The organism is Lysobacter sp. 05T417 (assembly GCF_056396405.1).
In genome coordinates this window covers 72,509-92,719 of sequence record NZ_JBFTLK010000007.1, presented here as the reverse complement: position 1 = coordinate 92,719, position 20,211 = coordinate 72,509, and the positions used below count along the sequence as shown (strand labels likewise).

16 protein-coding genes are annotated in these 20,211 nt (G+C 66.8%); 11 read left to right on the top strand and 5 right to left on the bottom strand.

Translation table 11 applies throughout. From position 1 onward, the window contains the following. Nucleotides 1-34: 34 nt before the first annotated feature. Genes AC1DER_RS13975 through AC1DER_RS13965 form a run of 3 tightly spaced genes read left to right on the top strand, consistent with a single transcriptional unit; the run spans nucleotide 35 to nucleotide 3,518 of the window. Nucleotides 35-1,561, top strand: a complete 1,527-nt coding sequence (locus AC1DER_RS13975) for an alpha/beta hydrolase (RefSeq protein ID WP_477358063.1) — start codon at nucleotides 35-37, stop codon at nucleotides 1,559-1,561. Beyond that, entirely contained in the window at nucleotides 1,558-2,304 is a 747-nt protein-coding gene (locus AC1DER_RS13970; RefSeq protein ID WP_441815671.1) for an ABC transporter ATP-binding protein, read from the top strand. Before AC1DER_RS13975 ends, AC1DER_RS13970 begins: the two co-directional genes overlap by 4 nt. After that, nucleotides 2,301-3,518, top strand: coding sequence for an ABC transporter permease (locus AC1DER_RS13965; protein ID WP_477244916.1), 1,218 nt, complete (start codon nucleotides 2,301-2,303; stop codon nucleotides 3,516-3,518). Before AC1DER_RS13970 ends, AC1DER_RS13965 begins: the two co-directional genes overlap by 4 nt. A gap of 203 nt (nucleotides 3,519-3,721) precedes the next feature. On the opposite strand, the gene AC1DER_RS13960 is transcribed toward AC1DER_RS13965, so the two are convergent. The 5 genes from AC1DER_RS13960 to rpmH form a co-directional block, all read right to left on the bottom strand. Further along, the gene (locus AC1DER_RS13960) at nucleotides 3,722-4,762 is read right to left on the bottom strand and encodes an energy transducer TonB (RefSeq protein WP_441815669.1); all 1,041 of its coding nucleotides are present in this window, start codon (nucleotides 4,760-4,762) and stop codon (nucleotides 3,722-3,724) included. A gap of 225 nt (nucleotides 4,763-4,987) precedes the next feature. Beyond that, on the bottom strand, nucleotides 4,988-6,334 hold the full coding sequence (gene mnmE / locus AC1DER_RS13955; RefSeq protein ID WP_477244920.1) for a tRNA uridine-5-carboxymethylaminomethyl(34) synthesis GTPase MnmE: 1,347 nt from the start codon (nucleotides 6,332-6,334) through the stop codon (nucleotides 4,988-4,990). Between the two features lie 113 nt (nucleotides 6,335-6,447). After that, complete coding sequence (gene yidC, locus AC1DER_RS13950; RefSeq protein WP_477244922.1) at nucleotides 6,448-8,154, bottom strand: membrane protein insertase YidC; 1,707 nt, start codon at nucleotides 8,152-8,154, stop codon at nucleotides 6,448-6,450. Between the two features lie 15 nt (nucleotides 8,155-8,169). Next, nucleotides 8,170-8,598: a ribonuclease P protein component gene (gene rnpA, locus AC1DER_RS13945; RefSeq protein ID WP_441815666.1), complete on the bottom strand. Its 429-nt coding sequence runs from the start codon at nucleotides 8,596-8,598 to the stop codon at nucleotides 8,170-8,172. A 71-nt stretch (nucleotides 8,599-8,669) separates the two neighbouring features. Then, entirely contained in the window at nucleotides 8,670-8,810 is a 141-nt protein-coding gene (gene rpmH / locus AC1DER_RS13940) for a 50S ribosomal protein L34 (protein ID WP_031374044.1), read from the bottom strand. Nucleotides 8,811-9,215: 405 nt separating this feature from the next. Here rpmH and dnaA point away from each other — a divergent pair, with 405 nt between their 5' ends. The 8 genes from dnaA (at nucleotide 9,216) to AC1DER_RS13900 (ending at nucleotide 20,210) form a co-directional block, all read left to right on the top strand. Continuing rightward, the gene (dnaA, locus tag AC1DER_RS13935; protein ID WP_477245031.1) at nucleotides 9,216-10,541 is read left to right on the top strand and encodes a chromosomal replication initiator protein DnaA; all 1,326 of its coding nucleotides are present in this window, start codon (nucleotides 9,216-9,218) and stop codon (nucleotides 10,539-10,541) included. Nucleotides 10,542-10,843: 302 nt separating this feature from the next. Next, a complete protein-coding gene (gene dnaN, locus AC1DER_RS13930) occupies nucleotides 10,844-11,944 on the top strand; it encodes a DNA polymerase III subunit beta (protein ID WP_477244927.1) in 1,101 nt (366 codons plus the stop codon). 208 nt (nucleotides 11,945-12,152) lie between these two features. Then, nucleotides 12,153-13,271: a DNA replication/repair protein RecF gene (recF, locus tag AC1DER_RS13925; protein ID WP_477244929.1), complete on the top strand. Its 1,119-nt coding sequence runs from the start codon at nucleotides 12,153-12,155 to the stop codon at nucleotides 13,269-13,271. Nucleotides 13,272-13,778: 507 nt separating this feature from the next. Then, a complete protein-coding gene (gyrB, locus tag AC1DER_RS13920) occupies nucleotides 13,779-16,244 on the top strand; it encodes a DNA topoisomerase (ATP-hydrolyzing) subunit B (protein ID WP_441815662.1) in 2,466 nt (821 codons plus the stop codon). Between the two features lie 144 nt (nucleotides 16,245-16,388). After that, nucleotides 16,389-17,192 carry a M48 family metallopeptidase gene (locus AC1DER_RS13915; protein ID WP_441815661.1) on the top strand — a complete coding sequence of 268 codons (804 nt, stop codon included), beginning with the start codon at nucleotides 16,389-16,391 and terminating at the stop codon, nucleotides 17,190-17,192. Between the two features lie 127 nt (nucleotides 17,193-17,319). After that, on the top strand, nucleotides 17,320-18,537 hold the full coding sequence (locus AC1DER_RS13910; RefSeq protein WP_477244932.1) for a tetratricopeptide repeat protein: 1,218 nt from the start codon (nucleotides 17,320-17,322) through the stop codon (nucleotides 18,535-18,537). Nucleotides 18,538-18,709: 172 nt separating this feature from the next. Continuing rightward, complete coding sequence (locus AC1DER_RS13905) at nucleotides 18,710-19,384, top strand: energy transducer TonB (RefSeq protein ID WP_477358057.1); 675 nt, start codon at nucleotides 18,710-18,712, stop codon at nucleotides 19,382-19,384. Between the two features lie 73 nt (nucleotides 19,385-19,457). After that, nucleotides 19,458-20,210, top strand: a complete 753-nt coding sequence (locus AC1DER_RS13900; RefSeq protein WP_477244936.1) for a MotA/TolQ/ExbB proton channel family protein — start codon at nucleotides 19,458-19,460, stop codon at nucleotides 20,208-20,210. The last annotated feature ends 1 nt before the right edge of the window (nucleotide 20,211 follow it).

Below are 20,211 nucleotides of genomic sequence, written 5' to 3'. Positions count from 1 at the left end.
GAAGGCGCTTTGCCTTGCGGATGAGAGGGACACGATGCGCATTACCAGGGGATGGGCGGCCGCGTTGGCGGCAGCCTGGCTGTTGGCCGGCTGCGGTTCGCAGGTCGCGGATCCATCCGCGACGGCGAAGGATGCCGGCAAACGCATGTTCGGCACGATCGCTTTCGAACCGTGCACGCTGTCGGCGCCGATGTCGCCGAGCAGCATCGACGGGCAATGCGCCACCTTCGACGTAGCCGAGAATCCGGCTGAACCCAAGGGTCGCAGGATCGCGCTCAACATCGCCTGGCTGCCGGCCAGCGACCAGTCCGGCGGCACCACCGACCCGGTGTTCTTCCTCGCCGGCGGCCCCGGACAGGCCGCGACAGAGTACGCCGCGCAGATCGACATGGCGCTGCGCGACGTGCGCAAGCAGCGCGACATCGTCCTCATCGACCAGCGCGGAACCGGCAAACTCGGCACACTCGATTGCCGCGACGGCAACGGCCGCGAATTGGCGCTGGCCAGCGCCGACGAGATCGACGCGGATGCCATTGCCGACTATGCGGCGCGTTGCGCGCAGGCGCTTTCCGGCAAGGCCGACCCGCGCTTCTACACCACCACCCAGGCCATCGCCGACCTCGATGCCGTGCGCACCGCGCTCGGTGTCGAGCGCATCAACCTGGTCGGCGTGTCCTACGGCACGCGCGTCGCGCAGCAGTACGCCGCGCGCTACCCGAAGCACACGCGCGCGATCGTGCTCGACGGCATCGCGCCCAACGAACTGGTCGTCGGCGCCGAGTTCGCACGCAGCTTCGAGCGCGCGCTCGGCATCCAGGCCGCGCAGTGCCAGAAGGTATCGAGCTGCAGCAAGCGCTTCCCGCAGGATCTGCGCGCGCAGCTGCACGGGCTGAAGGAGCGCCTCTCGGCAGCGCCGGTGGAAGTGGAGTACCGCGATCCGGCCAGCGCCGAGGTCAAGCGCGACACGCTCACCGGCGATACGGTGGCCGGTCTCACCCACCTGTTCTCGTACATGCCGCAGATGGCGTCGCTGTTGCCGGTGGTGATCGACGAGGCCGACCATGGCCGCTACGCACCGCTCATGGCGCTGTCGCAGTTGATGACGCGCGAAGTGGGTGGGCAGATGTCGCGCACCATGCAGTGGTCGGTGATCTGCGCCGAGGATGCCGACCGCTACCGCGCCGATCCTGCCGATGCGACTACGGTCCTCGGCCCCGACGTCGCCACCGCGTTCTTCGCCGCCTGCAGGAGTTGGCCGCACGGAACGCGCCCGGCCGACTTCAACCAGCCGCTGAAGTCGGATGTGCCAGCGCTGCTGCTGTCGGGCGAGATCGACCCGGTGACGCCACCGACGTACGGCGAACAGGTGCTCAAGGGCCTGCCCAATGGCCGTCATCTGGTGTTGCGCGGACAGGGCCACAACGTCGGCGGCGTCGGCTGCCTGCCGAAGCTGGTGGGTCAGTTCATCGAGGCCGCCGACGCACGCAAGCTCGACGCCAAGTGCCTGGATGCGATCGGCTACGTGCCGCCGTTCACCGGCTTCAACGGGTGGGAACCATGATCATCGCCAACGAGCTGCACAAGAGCTTCAAGACCAAGACCGGCACCGTGCGCGCCGTCGATGGCGTCCACTTCGAAGCCCACGACGGCCAGATCACCGGCCTGCTCGGCCCCAACGGCGCCGGCAAGACCACCACGCTGCGCATGCTCTACACGCTGATGAAACCCGACGCCGGCCAGGTGATGGTCGATGGCGTCGATGCATCGCGCGACCCGGCCGCGGTGCGGCGCGCACTGGGCGTGCTGCCCGATGCGCGCGGCGTCTACAAGCGCCTGACCGCGCGCGAGAACATCGCCTACTTCGGCGAACTGCACGGCATGACCGCGCAGGCGATCGCGCAGCGCACGCAGACGCTGGCCGACGCATTGCAGATGCACGACATCCTCGACCGCCAGACCGAGGGCTTCTCGCAGGGACAGCGCACCAAGACCGCGATCGCGCGCGCCCTGGTGCACGACCCGCGCAACGTGATCCTCGACGAGCCAACCAATGGCCTGGACGTGATGACCACGCGCGCCATGCGCTCGTTCCTCCAGCAGCTTCGCGCCGAAGGCCGTTGCGTGATCTTCTCCAGCCACATCATGCAGGAGGTCGCCGCACTGTGTGACCGCATCGTCATCATCGCCAGGGGCCAGGTGGTGGCATCGGGCAGCGCCGACGAGCTGCGCGCACAGACTGGCGAGGCAAACCTGGAGGATGCCTTCGTCAAGGCGATTGGTTCGGATGAGGGCCTGCACGCATGAGTTCGATCCAGCAAGAAGGCACGCGTTCGCGCACCGGCGTCATGGCCACGTTGTGGTCGGTGATGCGCAAGGAACTGCGCGACATCTCGCGTGACCACCGCACCCTCGCCCTGGCATTGCTGATGGGCCCGCTGCTGTACCCGTTGCTGATGATCGGCATCGGTTCACTGGCCGAGAGCCGCGCCAAGACCCAGCTCGACAAGGTCCTGGAAGTTCCCACCGTCGGCATCGAGCGCGCACCGAACCTGGTCGCGTTCCTGGCCACGCAGGGCATCGAGGCCAAGCCGGCGCCGAGCGACCTGGACGCGGCGATCGCGCGCCAGGACATCGACGTGGCGATGCGCATCAGTGTCGGCTTCGCCCGCAACTGGCGCGACGGCCAACCTGCCCTCGTCGAGATCGTCCGCGACAGCACGCGCCGTGACAGCGACATCCCGGGAGCACGACTGCGCGCCGCGCTGACTGCCTACGGCGACCAGGTCGGCGCATTGCGCCTGCTCGCGCGCGGCATCGACCCATCGATCACGCGCGCGCTCAACGTCGGCAGCCGCGACCTCGCCACCGAGGACGCCAAGCGCGGCCTGGTGCTGTCGTCGATCATGCCGTACCTGCTGATCCTGATGTCGTTCCTCGGCGGCGCCTACCTGATCATGGACGCCACTGCCGGCGAGCGCGAACGCCAGTCACTGGAACCGCTGCTGGCGACGCCCGCGCGTCGCGGCGCGATCGTCAGCGGCAAGATCGCGGCGGCCTGCGCGCTGGGCCTGCTGTCGCTGCTGCTGACCCTGCTCGCCTTCAAGTTCAGCGCGCAGTTCGGCACCTCCGTCAGCAAGATGCTCGACGTGCGCTTCGCCGCGATGGGCCGCATGCTGCTGGTGCTGCTGCCGATGCTGTTCATCGGCACCACGCTGCTGACCTACCTGTCGGCGACGGCCAAGAGCATGAAGGAAGCACAGAGCCACATGACCTGGCTGATGCTGCTGCCGATGATCCCGACGATCGCGCTCGCGGTGAACCCGATCAAGACGCAGATGTGGCAATTCGCCGTGCCGTTCCTTGCCCAGAACCAGATGCTGCTGAAGGTCATCCGCGGCGAAGAGATCGACACCCGCGTGTGGGCGATCTACCTGGCGGCCGGGTTCGGCGTTGCCGCCCTGCTGTGGTTCGCGGCAGTGCGCCGTTACCACCAGGAGCGCCTGGCGATTGCCGGTTGATCGCAGGAAGCGGCGTCCATGGATTCCCGCCTGCGCGGGAATGACGGGTTATAGAACGAAGACCGGGTGGCGCCCCGCATCGGACAGGAGTCCGCGAGCAACGAGGCCCAGAAGAAAAAGCCCGGCTCGCGCCGGGCTTTCTTGTTGCTGCCTGGGCGCAGACGAGAGCGGTTCCCCAACCGCTCCCGCAACGCCTGGCCGGATCAGCTCTGCGGATTGAAGCCGATCGTGCGGCGCGTCGTGACCGGCGAATCGACCGGCTGGAAGCGCCACTTGCGAACAGCGTTGACGGCTTCGCGATCGAAGATGCGGGCCGGATTGGAACGCACCACGCGCGCGGCGGTGACCGAACCATCGGTACCGACCGTGAACTCCACCTGCACCTCACCCGACGTACCGGCACGCAGCGCATCGGGCGGATAACGCGGCGGCGGCATCGACAGCGGACGCAGATCGCTGGCATCGGCACTGGCCGGAGCCGCGGCCGTCTGGCGCGCAACCGCGGCACGCTGCTCGGCGGCACGCTCATCGGCAGCGGCCTTGTCGGCGACGGCCTTGTCAGCAGCAGCCTTGTCCGCGGCAACCTTGTCGGCAGCGGCCTTGGCATTCTGCGAAGCCAGCAGCTTGGCAGCCTCTTCCTGCTGCTTCTTCTGGTCCTCGACACGCTTGAGTTCCAGATCGGCCTTGCGCTTGGTCTCTTCCTCGGCGGTCAACTGCTGCTGGGCCGCACGCTTGCCAACCGCTTCCTGCTGCGTGGCGATGCTGGTCTTCAGACGCGCCAGCGCCGGATGCTGCGCATCGGCCTTCTCCAGCAGGGCCGCGAGGCGCTGCGCTTCGGTGAAGTCCTCGCGATTGACGCTCTGCTCGATGGCAATGACCGTCATCGGCAACAGGTCGGTCAGCGCGCTCGACACAGCGGCGTCGCCGGGTGCCTTGTCGCGCAGTGCCAGGTAGTACTCGACCGCGTTGTCCTCGGCCGGAGCGTACAGACGGTTTTCGGCGTAGGCCTTGCGGGCCGCCTCACGCAGCTGGTCGGCCGTCATGGCCGTCACCTTGGCAGACACGGCCGTGTCGGCGGTCACCGCGGGTGCGGCTGCGGTGGCGGCGGGTGCAGCCGCGGTTGGTAGCGCGGGCTCTTCTTTCTGGCAGGCGGCCAGCGCGCAGGCGATGGCCAGCACGGCGGACAACTGCTTTACGGCGGACAGCCGGCTGGAACGCCGGGCTTGCGGATTTACGACGGTCATATTGGCAAAGCTCCCCTGAAGTGCGCCGTCACGAGCACACGGCTCTTAATCGCGTGAGCGGGCCGTGTTTGTCAAGCGGTGGCGGCAGCAGCCTACCATCGACACGGGCTGTTACTGAATTCCACCGCTGCCCGGCGCACCCGTTCAGCCCCGCGCCACCCCATCACCCCATCGCCCGGACGGCCCGGGCGGGCCGAGGTCCCGGCGGCGTTTCGGTCGGGCGCCTCACTTGCCGATGCAGAAGCTCGAGAAGATATGACCGAGCAGGTCATCGGCCCGGACGCGTCCGGTGATTTCGCCCAACTGGTCATGCGCCAGTCGCAACGCTTCGGCGGCAAGGTCGAGCGCCTCGTGATCGAGGTGGATCCGCGCGTCCGCCAGCTCCAGGCGGGCCTGGGCCAGGGCATCGACGTGGCGGGCCCGCGCGGTGAAGGCGCCCTCGCCGGCGCCGTCGGCGTTGCCCTGCGCCAGTTGCAGGAGGCGCGCGTGCAATGCCTCGATGCCAAGCCCGGTGCGTGCCGAGACCTGCAGAGTGTCGGGGCCATCGGCCGCTGCCGGTCGCTCCAGCAGGTCGGCCTTGTTGAGCAGCCACAGCCGGTCCGGGACGTCCGCGATCGCGTCGGCGACGGCGCCGCGGCCGCCCTCGGGATCACGTGCGTCGAGCACGACGATGGCCAGGTCGGCGCGCCCGAGTTCACCGCGTGCCCGGCGCATGCCCTCGCGTTCGATCACGTCCCCGCCCTCGCGCAGACCGGCGGTATCGACCAGGGTCAGCTCGACGCCGTCTATGCGGATCGTCTCGTGCAGCAGGTCGCGGGTGGTGCCGGCAATGTCGGTGACGATCGCGCGGTCGCTGCCGGCCAGGACGTTGAGCAGCGAACTCTTGCCGGCATTGGGTGGGCCGACGATCACCGCATGCAGTCCGTCGCGCAGGCGACGGCCGCGCTCGGCGGCGGTCAGCAGTTCGTCCAGTGCGAGCGCGGTCGCGGCCAGGCGCATGCGCAGTTGCGCGCCGCCGAGCGTGTCGATCGGTTCGTCGGCGAAATCGATCGCCGCTTCGACATGGACGCGTATCGCCAGCAGTTCGTCGGCCAGCGCATCGACCCGGCGCGAGAACTCGCCGTCCAGCGCTCTGCGTGCGGCGCGTGCGGCGCGGGTATCGGCGGCGGCGATGAGGTCGGCGACGGCTTCGGCCTGGGCAAGGTCGAGGCGACCTTCCAGGAAAGCGCGCTCGCTGAACTCACCGGGACGCGCGCGGCGCGCGCCGAGTTCGACGCAGCGCGCCACCAGTTCGTGCAGCACGGCCGGGCTGCCGTGCGCCTGCAGTTCCACTACGTCCTCGCCGGTGTAGCTGGCGGGGGCGGCGAAGAACAGGGCGATGCCGTCATCGATGGTGTCGCCATCGGCGGCGGCGAAGCGGACGTGATGGGCGTGGCGCGGCTTGAAGGTTCGCGCGCACAGGCGTTCGGCGATGACGCGCGAACGCGGTCCGGACAGGCGCACGATGCCGACGCCGCCGGCGCCGGGGGCGGTGGCGATCGCGGCGATGGTGTCGCGGGCAGGCACGGTCATGGCGATATGGTCGCAGATCGCCCTCTCCCTGGCCGCCTTCGCCAAGGAGAGGCGACCCCGGAAACACGAAACCCGCCTTGCGGCGGGCTTCGTTGCGATCAGGGCGGCAAGGCTCAGGCCTTGGCCGGCTCCTCGCTGTAACGCTTGACCATCCACCACTGCTGCAGCAGGCCGAGCGCACCGTTGGTGACCCAGTACAACACCAGGCCGGCCGGGAAGAAGGCGAACATCACGCCGAACACCAGCGGCATGAACTGCATCATCTTCGCCTGCATCGGGTCCATGCCCGCAGTCGGGTTGAGCTTCTGCGTGAACCACATCACCGCGACGTTGATCACCGGCAGCACGAAGTAGGGATCGCGCGAGGTCAGGTCGGTGATCCAGCCGATCCACGGTGCGTGGCGCAGCTCGACCGACTCCGACAGCATCCAGTACAGCGCCAGGAACACCGGCATCTGCAGCAGGATCGGCAGGCAGCCGCCGACCGGATTGATCTTCTCCTTCTTGTACAGCTCCATCATCGCCATCTGCAGCTTCTGCTTGTCGTCGCCGTAGCGCTCCTTGAGCTGCGCCATGCGCGGCTGGAACTTGCGCATCTTGGCCATCGACTTGTACTGCGCCGCGGAGAGCGGATACATCGCCAGCTTGATCAGCAGAACCAGGCCGACGATCGACCAGCCCCAGTTGCCGACCAGGCCGTAGATCTTTTCCAGCACCCAGAACAGCCAGCTGGCGATGGTCGCCATGATGCTGTAGCTGCTGAAATCGACGGCGCGGTCGAGCCCGGGCACGCTCTGTGCTTCGATCGCCTTGACCAGCTTCGGGCCGACCCACAGTCGCGCAGCGGTGGACGCCGTGGCGCCCGGTGCGACGGTCACGCCCGGGCCGATTTCGCGGACCACGTACTGGGTGCCGCCGGTGCCCTGGGTCGTCGCCAGCGAGAAGGTGCTGGTGTCGCTATCGCCCGGGATCCAGGCCGAGAAGAAGTGGTGCTGGAGCATGCCGATCCAGCCACCGGTGACCTGCTTGTCGAGCGCGCCGCCGTCGACGAACTTGTCGTACTTGCGCTTGTCGTACTTGTCGCTGGTCGAGTACCACGCCGCGCCCTGGAAGCTGTACTGCTCGGCGCTCATCGGACCCTTCTTCACCAGTGCGCGCGGAACGCGGCTGAGCTGGCGATAGACGAAGCCCTGCCACGGAGCCGTGCCGGCATTGGCAACCTCGTCGCGGACCTTCACCACGTAGTCGCCGCGGCTGAAGGTGTAGGTGCGGCGGATCGTCACGCCATTGGCGCCGGTCCAGACGAACGGGACGTCGACACTCGAAGCGCCGTCGGCGAGTGCGTAATCGGTCTTGCCGCCTGCGGGCACGAACCCGCCCTGGTGGGTCGGTGCGTTGTGGCCCTGGTTGACCCAGCCGCTCTGGGCGACGAAGTAGTTGGACGGATCCTGCGCGAACAGGCGGACCGGCGCGCTGTTGCGGTCGGCCGTGGTCGGATACTTCAGCAGGTCAGCCTGGCGCAGTTCGCCGCCATCGAGCACCAGCTTGAGTACGTCGGTGGTGACGGTGACAGTCGGTGCGCTGGACGTGCTGGCCGTCGGCGCCGCGGCAGAGGCCATGGTCGGCGCCGTCGGCACCGCACCGGGTGCAGCCGCGGTGGGCGCGCCCGGGACGGAGCCGTCGCCGGCAATCGCTGCCGAAGTCGAAGTCGAGGTCTGCGCGGTTTCAGGCGGCGCGGCCTTCTCCTTGCCCCACTCCATCCACAAAAAGGTCGCCACCAGCAGCCAGGCGAAGATCAGAAAAACACGGGTCTGGTTCATGGGCGACAGGCGGGCTCAGCCTTGACCGGAGTCAGGCATTGGGGCGGAAGGGGATGCGGCCGGCATTGTGCCGGTCGCCGAAGTCGGGGGCAACGCAGCGGACATGGCCCCGCACCGCTGCAGCAGACCACGCAGGGCCGCGGCTAGTTCCGGGCCGGTGCTGCGCGCTGCGGCAGGCCGGGCGACCACGACGTAGTCGCCCGCGGCGAGTTCGCCACGGATCTTGCGGAAGGTATCGCGCAGTACGCGCTTGATGCGGTTGCGGCCGACGGCGTGCGGGTCGACCTTGCGCGAGACGGCCAGGCCCAGGCGCGCAGGGACGTCGCTGGGCTGCCAATGCAAAGCCAGCACGGGTAGCGCAACGCGCTTGCCATGCTGGAAAATGCGATCGAAGTCGGAACGCGCGCGTACCCGCGCCGTGCGCGGGAAGCGGGCCGAGGTCATCTGATGACTTCCGATCTAAGGACTACCGGCAAGTGCCGGTCGGCTGCCGCACGAGGCGGCAGCGGCGACGCTTAGGCGCAGAGACGCTTGCGGCCCTTGGCGCGGCGACGGGCAAGGATCTTGCGGCCGTCGGCGGTCGCCATGCGGGCACGGAAGCCGTGGTCGCGCTTGCGCTTGAGGTTGCTGGGCTGATAGGTGCGCTTGGTGGCCATGATCCGGCTCTGCGAAAACGTCAAATAGGACCGGCGATTCTAGCGGGTCCTGGAACCCAAGGTCAACCTCCGACTTGGCCGCTTCAAGTTGCCCCGCCCTCGAGAGCCCGGACCAGTCCCCTGAGTCAGGGGGCGATTCGCGCGACAGCGCGATTGGGGTATGGGAAACACGTAGTGGGGCCCGAAGTTTGCAACGCAAACTTTGTGGGTGGGCCCGGCGTGCCCGGAACACCCGCTACACCGTGGACATCCTGTGGACAAGTCCTGTTCCGCGCCCATTCGCGGTGATAGTCTGGCCCTCACCCCCAGCCCCGTTCGCCGCGATGTGAGCATCGCGCGGCGGGCCGCTTTTCGTCCGTGGCCGCAGGGCCCGCTGACCGCAACTTGAAGAAGACGCCCGACCCGATGGATGCCTGGCCCCGCTGCCTCGAACGCCTTGAAGCCGAACTGCCGGCCGAAGATGTCCACACCTGGCTCAAGCCGTTGCAGGCTACCCAGCGCGACGATGTCACCGTGCTCTATGCGCCCAACGCGTTCGTCGTGGAGCACGTGCGCGAACGTTACCTGGCCCGCATCCGTGAACTGCTGACCTATTTCGTCGGCAGCGGCGAAGTCAGCCTGGAGATCGGCTCGCTGCCGCGCGCGCCGATGCCGATGCCGCAGATGGATGCCGCCCCGGCGGTGCGTTCGGTGCCATCGGAGCCGTTCAACGGCCACCTCGACAACCACTACACCTTCGACAACTTCGTCGAGGGTCGCAGCAACCAGCTCGGCCGCGCCGCCGCCTGGCAGGCCTCGCTCAAGCCCGGCGACCGCGCCCACAACCCGCTGCTGCTGTACGGCGGCACCGGACTGGGCAAGACCCACCTGATGTTTGCCGCCGGCAACGCCATGCGCAGCGCCAACCCGAACATGCGCGTGCTGTACCTGCGCAGCGAGCAGTTCTTCAGCGCGATGATGAAGTCGCTGCAGGACAAGACCATGGATGCGTTCAAGCGCCAGTTCCAGCAGGTCGACGCGCTGCTGATCGACGACATCCAGTTCTTCGCCGGCAAGGACCGCACCCAGGAAGAGTTCTTCCACACCTTCAACCAGCTCTTCGACGGCAAGCAGCAGATCATCCTGACCTGCGACCGCTACCCGCGCGAAGTCGAAGGCCTGGAGCCGCGCCTGAAGTCGCGCCTGGCCTGGGGCCTGAGCGTGGCGATCGAGCCGCCGGACTTCGAGACGCGCGCCCAGATCGTGCTGTCGAAGGCGCGCGAGCGCGGCGCCAACATTCCCGAGGAAGTGGCCTTCCTGCTCGCCAAGAAGATGCGCAGCAACGTGCGCGACCTGGAGGGCGCCCTCAACACCCTGACCGCACGCGCCAACTTCACCGGCCGCGCGATCACCGTCGAGTTCGCCCAGGAGACGCTGCGCGACCTCCTGCGCGCCCAGCAGCAGGCCATCGGCATCCCCAACATCCAGAAGACCGTGGGCGACTACTACGGCCTGCAGATGAAGGACCTGCTGTCCAAGCGCCGCACGCGCTCGCTGGCGCGTCCGCGGCAGATGGCGATGGCGCTGGCCAAGGAACTCACCGAGCACAGCCTGCCGGAGATCGGCGACGCCTTTGCCGGTCGCGACCACACCACCGTGCTGCATGCCTGCCGGCAGATCCGCACGCTGATGGAGACCGACGGCAAGCTGCGCGAAGACTGGGACAAGCTCATCCGCAAGCTGAGCGAGTAAGTCCGCCAGCGGTCGCAGCGCAAAGGTGCGCCGGGCAGGACATACTTATCCTCAGTGCCTGCGGGTAAGCCGTGTATGTTGCGGGCACAAGTTGTGGACAATTCGCACCTGTCACCGGTGCGCTAGAGTTGTCCACAGCTTGTCCGGGACTTGCAGGGGTAGTTCTACCGAAGTTTCGCAGGCAATAAAATCCTTATAAATCAAAAGTTTGGTGCAGTTTTCCCGGGTTTTCGGCTGCTCCACCACCACCATGCTTTTGATTTATTCCACATCTTTAGTAATGGCACGGGGACGGGGTCCGCATGCGTTTCAGCCTTCAACGCGAAGTCTTTCTCAAGCCGCTCGCCCAGGTCGTCAACGTCGTCGAGCGCCGCCAGACCCTTCCGGTTCTGGCCAACCTTCTGGTCCAGGTGAAGGACGGACAGCTGTCGCTGACCGGTACCGACCTGGAAGTGGAGATGGTGTCGCGCGTCCTCGTCGATGACGCCCAGGACGGCGAAACCACGATCCCGGCGCGAAAGCTGTTCGAGATCGTTCGCGCCCTGCCCGACGGCAGCAAGGTCACCATTTCGCAGGCAGCGGAAAAGATCACGGTGCAGGCGGGTCGTTCGCGCTTCACCTTGGCGAGCCTGCCGGCCAACGACTTCCCGTCGATCGACGAAGTCGAAGCCACCGAGCGCGTACGCGTGCCGGAAGCGGCGTTGAAGGAACTGATCGAACGCACTGCCTTCGCGATGGCGCAGCAGGACGTTCGCTACTACCTCAACGGCCTGCTCTTCGACCTGCGTGAATCGAGCCTTCGCTGCGTGGCCACCGACGGTCACCGCCTCGCGCTGTGCGAATCGCCCCTCGAGAACGGCGCCCAGACCAAGCGCCAGATCATCGTCCCGCGCAAGGGCGTGCAGGAACTGCAGCGCTTGCTGGAAGGCGGCGATCGCGAACTCGAGCTGGAAATGGGCCGCGGCCACCTGCGCGTGAAGCGCGACGACGTGACTTTTACCAGCAAGCTGATCGACGGCCGCTTCCCGGACTACGAGGCCGTGATTCCGATTGGCGCCGACCGCGAGATCCGCATCGACCGCGAGGTTCTGCGTGCCTCGCTGCAGCGTGCCGCGATCCTGTCGAACGAGAAGTACCGCGGCGTGCGCCTGGAAGTCTCGCCGGGCCAGCTCAAGATCAGCGCGCACAACCCGGAACAGGAAGAAGCCCAGGAAGAAGTCGAGGCCGACACCAAGGTCGACGACCTGGCCGTTGGCTTCAACGTGAACTACCTGCTCGACGCGCTGAGCGCGCTGAAGGACGAGCACGTCGTGATCGCCCTGCGCGATGCCAACTCCTCGGCGCTGGTGCGTGAAGCGGCGAACGACCGCTGCCGCCACGTGGTGATGCCACTGCGCCTCTGATTCCACCGAGGACGCCAGCACAGAAGCCCGGCCCCGTGCCGGGCTTTTTGTTGCCCGGTCATTGCAGGGAAGTCGGGGAACCCAGGAACGTTGCCTTGCGTTTTTGCCGATACGCAGCTGTTCCACGTGGAACACTCCACGAGGGAGGTGATTCTCCGAACCCACCCCGTGCTTACTGGCCGTACAACGGACCGGTAAACTGCCCCCAATGCACGTAACCCGCCTTGAACTGCGCAACCTGCGCCGGTTCGTCGAGCTCCGCCTCGATCCCTCCCCGGGCCTCAACCTGATCACTGGCGACAATGGCGCCGGCAAGACCAGCGTGCTCGAAGCCCTGCACCTGATGGCATACGGCCGCAGCTTCAGGGGCCGCGTGCGCGACGGACTGATCCGCGACGGCGACCCCGCCCTTGAAGTGTTCGTGGAGTGGCAGGAAAGGCTGGCAACGAGCTCGGGCACCACCCCGCCGGGCACCGCGCCGGCCGAGCGGACCCGCAAAGCCGGAATGAGGCACAGCGGCCAGGACTGGACGGGCCGCCTGGACGGCAGCAACGTCTCCCAGCTGGGCGACCTGTGCGCCGCCCTGGCCGTGGTGAGCTTCGAGCCGGGCAGCCACGCGCTGATCACCGGAGGCGGTGAGTCCCGCCGCCGCTACCTCGATTGGGGTTTGTTCCACGTGGAACAGGATTTCCTGCCGCTGTGGCGCCGCTACGCCCGGGCGCTCAAGCAACGGAACGCCCTGCTGAAGGCGCGGGCACGCGATGGACAGCTCGACGCCTGGGATCACGAGTTGGCGGAGGCCGGAGAACCGCTCAGCCGGCGCCGCGAGCAATACCTGGACCAACTTCAGCCGCGGTTCTCCGCCCTGCTCTCCGAACTCGCCCCGGCTCTGGGCCCGAGCCGCCTCGACTACGCCCCAGGCTGGCGCCGCGACGAGTTGCCCCTCGCCGACGCCCTGCTGCTCGCCCGCGACCGCGACCTCACGGCCGGATACAGCTCGGTGGGCCCACATCGGGCCGATTGGCGGATCGTCTTTGGCGCCATCCCGGGCCGGGACGCCCTGTCACGAGGCCAGGCCAAGCTGACGGCACTGTCTGCCCTGCTTGCCCAGGCCGAACACCATGCCGCCGCCCGCGGCGAATGGCCCGTGGTTGCCCTGGACGACCTCGCCTCGGAGCTGGACCGGCAGCATCAGGGCCGCGTACTGGCCCGGCTGCAGGCCAGTGGCGCGCAGGTCTTCATCACGGGAACGGAGGCGCCAACCGGGCTGGACGCAGCCGCACAGGTTCGACGGTTCCACGTGGAACATGGTGCGATCCAGGGTTAGCAGCCGCGCTCGGGTATCCGGAAGTTCGGACCCGTTCACGACTGCAACACCAACGTCCATGGATCCCCGCCTTCGCGGGGATGACGGGCATGGGAAACGGTCATGGGAAGGGGCTGGAGTCCCACCTGCCTCGGGGCTGATGCCGACGAAGACCTGGAAACGACTGGCCGAAGCGTTGTCCGGCGGAGCGGGGATTGCGGAGGAGCGGGCCATGGATGGCCCGCGTCCCGCATAAAGACAGGGATGTCGTCTGCGGGACGGAGCAATCCCCGCTTCGCCGGACAACGCCCTCCCGCAGACGAAGCCGCACTGCGCCTCCCGCAGACGAAGCCGCACAACGCCCTCACGCCCAAAACCACCGCCCCCAAAGCCCCTGCCAATACCCCCACACAAGCTCCCAGTCAACCAGCGATAGGGGTCCGACTGCTATACTCCCGCATTGAATAGCTAATGTGTCTTGACGCCTCCGGCCCCGCCGGGTAACGCGTCGACGGAGCCTGTTGCCGCATGACCCATATCGAGCACGACCCCTCGCAAGACCCCACCGCCACCGTCGCACCTTCCCAGACCTACGATTCCAGCAAGATCACCGTCCTGCGTGGTCTGGAAGCCGTGCGCAAGCGTCCCGGAATGTACATCGGCGACGTGCACGACGGCACCGGCCTGCACCACATGGTCTTCGAAGTGGTCGACAACTCGATCGACGAGGCCCTCGCCGGCCACGCGAACGAAGTCACCGTGACCCTCCACAACGACGGCTCCTGCTCCGTGTCCGACAACGGACGCGGCATCCCGGTCGACATCCACAAGGAAGAAGGCGTTTCCGCGGCCGAGGTGATCCTCACCGTGCTGCACGCCGGCGGCAAGTTCGACGACAACAGCTACAAGGTTTCCGGCGGCCTGCATGGCGTCGGCGTGTCCGTGGTCAACGCCCTGTCCGAGCACCTTTGGCTCGACATCTGGCGCGACGGCCACCACTACCAGCAGGAATACCAGCTGGGCGAGCCGAGCTATCCGCTCAAGCAGCTCGAAGTGTCGGAGCGCCGCGGCACCACCCTGCGCTTCCTGCCGGCGAAGGAAATCTTCACCGACATCGAATTCCACTACGACATCCTGGCGCGCCGCCTGCGCGAGCTGTCGTTCCTGAATTCCGGCGTCAAGATCACCCTCACCGACGAGCGCGGCGAAGGCAAGCGCGACGTCTTCGAGTACGCCGGCGGCATCGCCTCCTTCGTCGAGCACCTGGCGCAACTGAAGAACCCGCTGCACCCGAACGTGATCTCGGTGTCGGGCGAAATGAACGGCATCACGGTGGACGTCGCCCTGCAGTGGACCGACTCCTACCAGGAAACGATGTTCTGCTTCACCAACAACATCCCGCAGAAGGATGGCGGCACCCACCTGATCGGCTTCCGCGCCGCGCTCACGCGCACGCTGACGAACTACATCGAACAGAACGGCATCGCCAAGCAGGCCAAGATCGCCCTCACCGGCGACGACATGCGTGAAGGCATGATCGCCGTGCTGTCGGTGAAGGTGCCCGACCCCAGCTTCTCCTCGCAGACCAAGGAGAAACTGGTCAGTTCGGAGGTCAGGCCGGTAGTTGAGAGCGCGTTCGGTGCACGTTTGCAGGAGTTCCTGCAGGAACACCCGCACGAAGCCCGCGCCATCACCAGCAAGATCGTCGACGCCGCCCGCGCCCGCGAGGCTGCGCGCAAGGCCCGCGACCTGACCCGTCGCAAGGGCGCGCTCGATATCGCCGGCCTGCCCGGCAAGCTAGCCGACTGCCAGGAGAAGGATCCGGCGCTCAGCGAACTGTTCATCGTCGAGGGTGACTCGGCAGGCGGCTCGGCCAAGCAGGGCCGCAACCGCAAGACCCAGGCGATCCTCCCGCTCAAGGGCAAGATCCTCAACGTCGAGCGTGCGCGCTTCGACCGCATGCTCGGCTCGGCCGAAGTGGGCACGCTGATCACCGCGCTCGGCACCGGCATCGGCAAGGACGAATACAACCCGGACAAGCTGCGCTACCACCGCATCATCCTGATGACCGACGCCGACGTCGACGGCAGCCACATCCGCACGCTGCTGCTGACGTTCTTCTACCGGCAGATGCCGGAGCTGATCGAGCGCGGCCACATCTACATCGGCCTGCCGCCGCTGTACAAGATCAAGCAGGGCAAGAACGAGCTCTACCTCAAGGACGATGCCGCGCTCGACGCGTACCTGGCCAACAACGCGGTCGAAGGCGCATCGCTGCGTCCGGCCGTGGATGAGCCGGCGATCGAAGGCGCGGCGCTGGAGAAACTGCTGCTCGCCTACGCCGGCGCGCGCGAAGCGATCCAGCGCAATGCGCACCGCTACGACCCGAGCGTGGTCGAAGCGCTGATCGATTCGATCCCGCTCGACACCGCCCACATTGGCGACCACGACGCATTGCGCGGCGAGTTCGATCGTGTCGAATCGCGCCTCAACCTCGGTGGACTCGGCAAGCCGCGCTACAAGCTCGAGCTGCACGAAGGCGGCGGCGAGCGCCAGTCGGCATTGCTGGTCAAGCGCCTGCACATGGGCGAGGAAATGACCCAGGTGTTGCCGCTGGCGGCATTCGAAGGCGGCGAACTCCGCGCCGTACGCGAAGCCGCCACGCAGCTGCACGGCCTGATCCGCGACGGCGCACAGATCGTCCGCGGCAATCGCGCGCAGGCAATCACCAGCTTCGCCCAGGCCCAGGCCTGGTTGCTCGAGGAGGCCAAGAAGGGCCGCCAGATCCAGCGCTTCAAGGGCCTGGGTGAAATGAATCCCGAGCAGCTGTGGGAAACCACGGTCAATCCGGAGACCCGCCGCCTGCTGCAGGTGCGCATCGAGGACGCGGTCGCTGCCGACCAGATCTTCAGCACGCTGATGGGCGATGTGGTCGAACCGCGCCGGATCTTCATCGAGGACAACGCGCTCAAGGTCGCAAACCTCGACGTCTGATTGCTGCACAGCTACCGTGTGCAGTCCCCGGGGCCTCCCAGCGAGGCTCCCGGGCCCGGAAGTGACGCCCCGGCCGCATTGACGAAGTGTTAATCCGGCGGACGTTACAACGCGTCATCAACTCCTGAACGGGATTCCCCGAACATGAAGCACGTCCTGCTCGCCGTGGCCGCGGCCACCGTCGTGACCGCCTGCGCCACTACGACCTCGCCCACCGGGCGGACGCAGTACGTCGGCGCCGTCTCGCAGGAGCAGCTCAACCAGATGGGCGAGCAGGCCTTCGCCGAGGCCAAGGCCAAGCAGAAGGTCAGCAACGACGCGCGCATGAACGCCTACGTGCGCTGCGTGGTCAACGACATCACCCACGAGTTGCCGCAGGGCTGGCAGACCAACTGGGAAGTGGCGCTGTTCGAGGACAGCTCGGCCAACGCCTTCGCCCTCCCCGGTGGCAAGGTCGGCGTCAACACCGGCATCTTCACCGTCGCCAAGAACCAGGACCAGCTGGCCGCCGTGATCGGCCACGAGATCGGCCACGTCGTCTCGCGCCACCACGATGAGCGCATCACCAAGCAGCAGGGCACCTCGACGCTGCTCGGCATCGGCAGCGCCATCCTCGGCTCGGCCTACGGTTCCGGCGCGGCCAATGCCGCAGGCCAGATCGGCGGCGCGGCGGCGCAGACGTTCTACCTGCTGCCAAATTCGCGCCTGCAGGAAACCGAAGCCGACGTGGTCGGCCAGGAACTCGCCGCCAAGGCCGGTTTCGACCCGCGCCAGGCGGTGAACCTGTGGCAGAACATGGCCGCCGCCGGTGGCGAGCGGGCACCGACCTGGCTGTCGACCCACCCTGATCCGTCTTCCCGCATCGGCGAACTCAGCGCCCGCGCTGGCAGCCTGATGCCCGTCTACGAGCAAGCCCGAGCCTCCGGCCATACGCCCAAGTGCGGTTGATCGTGTCAGGGAACGTGAATCAGGACAGAAAACCCCGTATCGCTCGCAGTCACGTTTCTGATAGCTTGACGCCCCCTTGGCCTTGCCACCGAACCGCACCAGTGCGGCCGCAGATTTGAGGTGATCGATGAACAACTTCTCCCGCCGTAACCGCAGCATCCTGGCCGCCGCTGTCAGCGCCGTCCTGGTGTTCGGTGCGGTCAGCCAGGTCCATGCGCAGTCGGCGCAGGACCGCGCGGCCGAACGCCGCGCCAAGCACGAAGAAGGCAAGCAGAGTTCGGGCAAGGTCGCCGACGAATACCCGCAGGCCACGCGCCAGGCGCCGGACCTGAAGTCGTCGAAGAAGGCCACGCCGCAGCTGCAGAAGATGATGAAGCTGTACGACGACGACAAGGGCACCGAAGCCCGCGCGATCGCCGACCAGATCATCGCCAGCGCTGATTCCAATGCCTACGACAAGGCGTTCGCCTCGCAGATCGGCGCGCAGATCGCCTACGACGCCGACGACTCGGCCGGCGCGATGAAGTACCTCAAGCAGGCGATCGAGCTCAACGGCCTGGACAACAATGGCCACTACGGCGCGATGCTGATGCTCGGCCAGCTGCAGATGCAGGAAGACCAGTACGCCGAGGCGCTCAAGACCATCGACCAGTTCCTGGCCGAGACCAAGAGCCAGAAGCCCGAACACCTGATCATCAAGGGCAACGCGCTGTACCGCCTGGAGAAGTATCCGGAGGCCGCGGTCGTCCTCAAGCAGGCGATCTCGCTGAGCCCCGATCCCAAGCCCGAATGGCAGCAGCTGCTGATGGCGACCTACGCCGAGTCCGGCCAGGCCGGCGAAGCGGCCAAGATCGCCGAGGGCCTGGCGGCCAAGAACCCCAATGACAAGCGTGCCCAGCTCAACCTGGCCGCCGTCTACCAGCAGAACGACATGCTGGACAAGGCCGCCGCGACCCTCGAGAAGCTCCGCGCCAGCGGCCAGCTGACCGAGGACAAGGAGTACCGCCAGCTCTACGCCACCTACCTGAACATGGATGGCCACGAGAAGGAGGCCATCGGGGTGATCAACGAGGGCCTGCAGAAGGGCGTGATCAAGCCCGACTACCAGACATACCTTGCACTTGCACAGGCGTATTATTTCTCTGACCAGGCCGGCCCGGCGATCGACGCCTACAAGAAGGCCGCTCCCCTGGGGCCGGACGGTGAGGCGTACCTGAACCTCGCCCGCGTGCTCTGGCAGGAAGACCGTATTCCCGAGGCAAAGGATGCCGCCAAGCAGGCGATCGCAAAGGGCGTGAAGAAGCCCGAAGACGCCAAGAAGATCATCGCGTTGCCTGGCAAGTAACGAGTTGAATGCCGGCTCAAATCGGCAACGCGAAATCATCCAATTGCACTTGGTCCAATGAGCGCAATTTGGTATATGCTAGGAGGTTCCCGCGGCTCGAAGTAGCTACGGGAATCGCAACTGACGGCCCGAGGCGCCCTGGCGTCCGGAAATACCTCGCGAGCTACGGCGCATGACGCAAGACCTCGAAATCCACGCAAGAAAAGATGACGACCTCGAAGGTCTGAACTGGGCGCGTATCGCCGGTGTGACCATGGCGATCGCATTCCATGTCGCGGCCCTGCTGCTTTTGCTCGCTCCGATGGCCCCTCCGGCCACGGCGCAGCAAGAGGAAGACGTGACGTTCGTCAACCTGATCAAGCCGCCGCCGCCGCCGCCGCCCCCGCCGCCGCCGCCGCCTGAGCCCCCCAAGGAGCTCAAGCCGCCGCCGAAGCTGACGCCGCCGCAGCCGACTCCGTTGCCGCCGCCGCCGGATGAACCGCCGGTGCTGGTCGACGATCCGAGCCCGGTCGACGTGGCCGCGCCGCCGCCGAGTCCGCCGTCGCCGCCCGCGCCGGCCACGACCATCGGCTCCAGCGTCGACCCGTCCTCGAAGCGGCTCAACCCGCCCAAGTACCCGCCGACCGAAGCCCGCCAGGGCGTTGGTGGCACGGTAACGTTGATCATCACCATTGACGGCCAGGGCAATGTCCTGGACGTCGCGGTCGAGAAGTCGAGCCGTAACCGCAACCTCGACCGCGCTGCAATGGACGCCGCCCGGAAGTGGAAGTTCAACCCCGAGATGCAGAACGGCGTTGGCGTAACCAGCCGCGTCCGCGTCCCGGTCGATTTCGTCCCGCCGACCTGATCGGGGTCACGGGACAAGTTGTAGGCAATCCGTAATACCTCTTTCCTTTCCACGACATTCAAAGGTAAGCGTCATGCTGCAGGAAACCACCACCGCTGCGACTGCTGGAGGCTCCAACGCCCAGGCACTTCAGCAGATGAGCTTCGCCCATCTGTTGCAGAACTTCGACCTGGTCGGCTGGGTCGTCTTCCTCACTCTCGCCATCATGTCGATCCTCTCGATCTACTGGATCGTGGTGAACTTCGTGAAGAACGTGCGCCTGCGCGCCAGTTCTGATCGCGTCGTCAGCACGTTCTGGGAGACCCCGAACGCTCAGGACGCCATCCGCTTCATGGAAGAGCAGGGCCGTTTCGAGCCGTTCTCGAAGATCGCCCTCGACGCTGCCCAGGCAGCTGCGCACCACCAGCGCCACGAAGGTTCGCGCCTGGTCGAGTCGCTCAACCGCTCCGAGTTCGTTGACCGCGCCCTGCGTCAGGGTGTGACCCGCGAGTCCTCGAAGCTGGAAGCCGGCCTGACCGTGCTCGCCACCGTCGGTTCGACCGCTCCGTTCGTTGGTCTGCTCGGTACCGTTTGGGGCATCTACCACGCCCTGATCCGCATCAGCGCCACCGGCCAGGCTTCGATCGATGCCGTTGCCGGCCCGGTCGGTGAAGCACTGATCATGACCGCGATCGGCCTGTTCGTCGCGATCCCGGCGGTGCTGGCATACAACTTCTTCACCCGTCTGAACCGCGTTACGAACAACAAGTTCGATACGTTCGCTCACGACCTGCATGACTTCTTCGCTACCGGCTCGCGCGTCGGCGAAGTTGTCAGCAAGCGCTAAG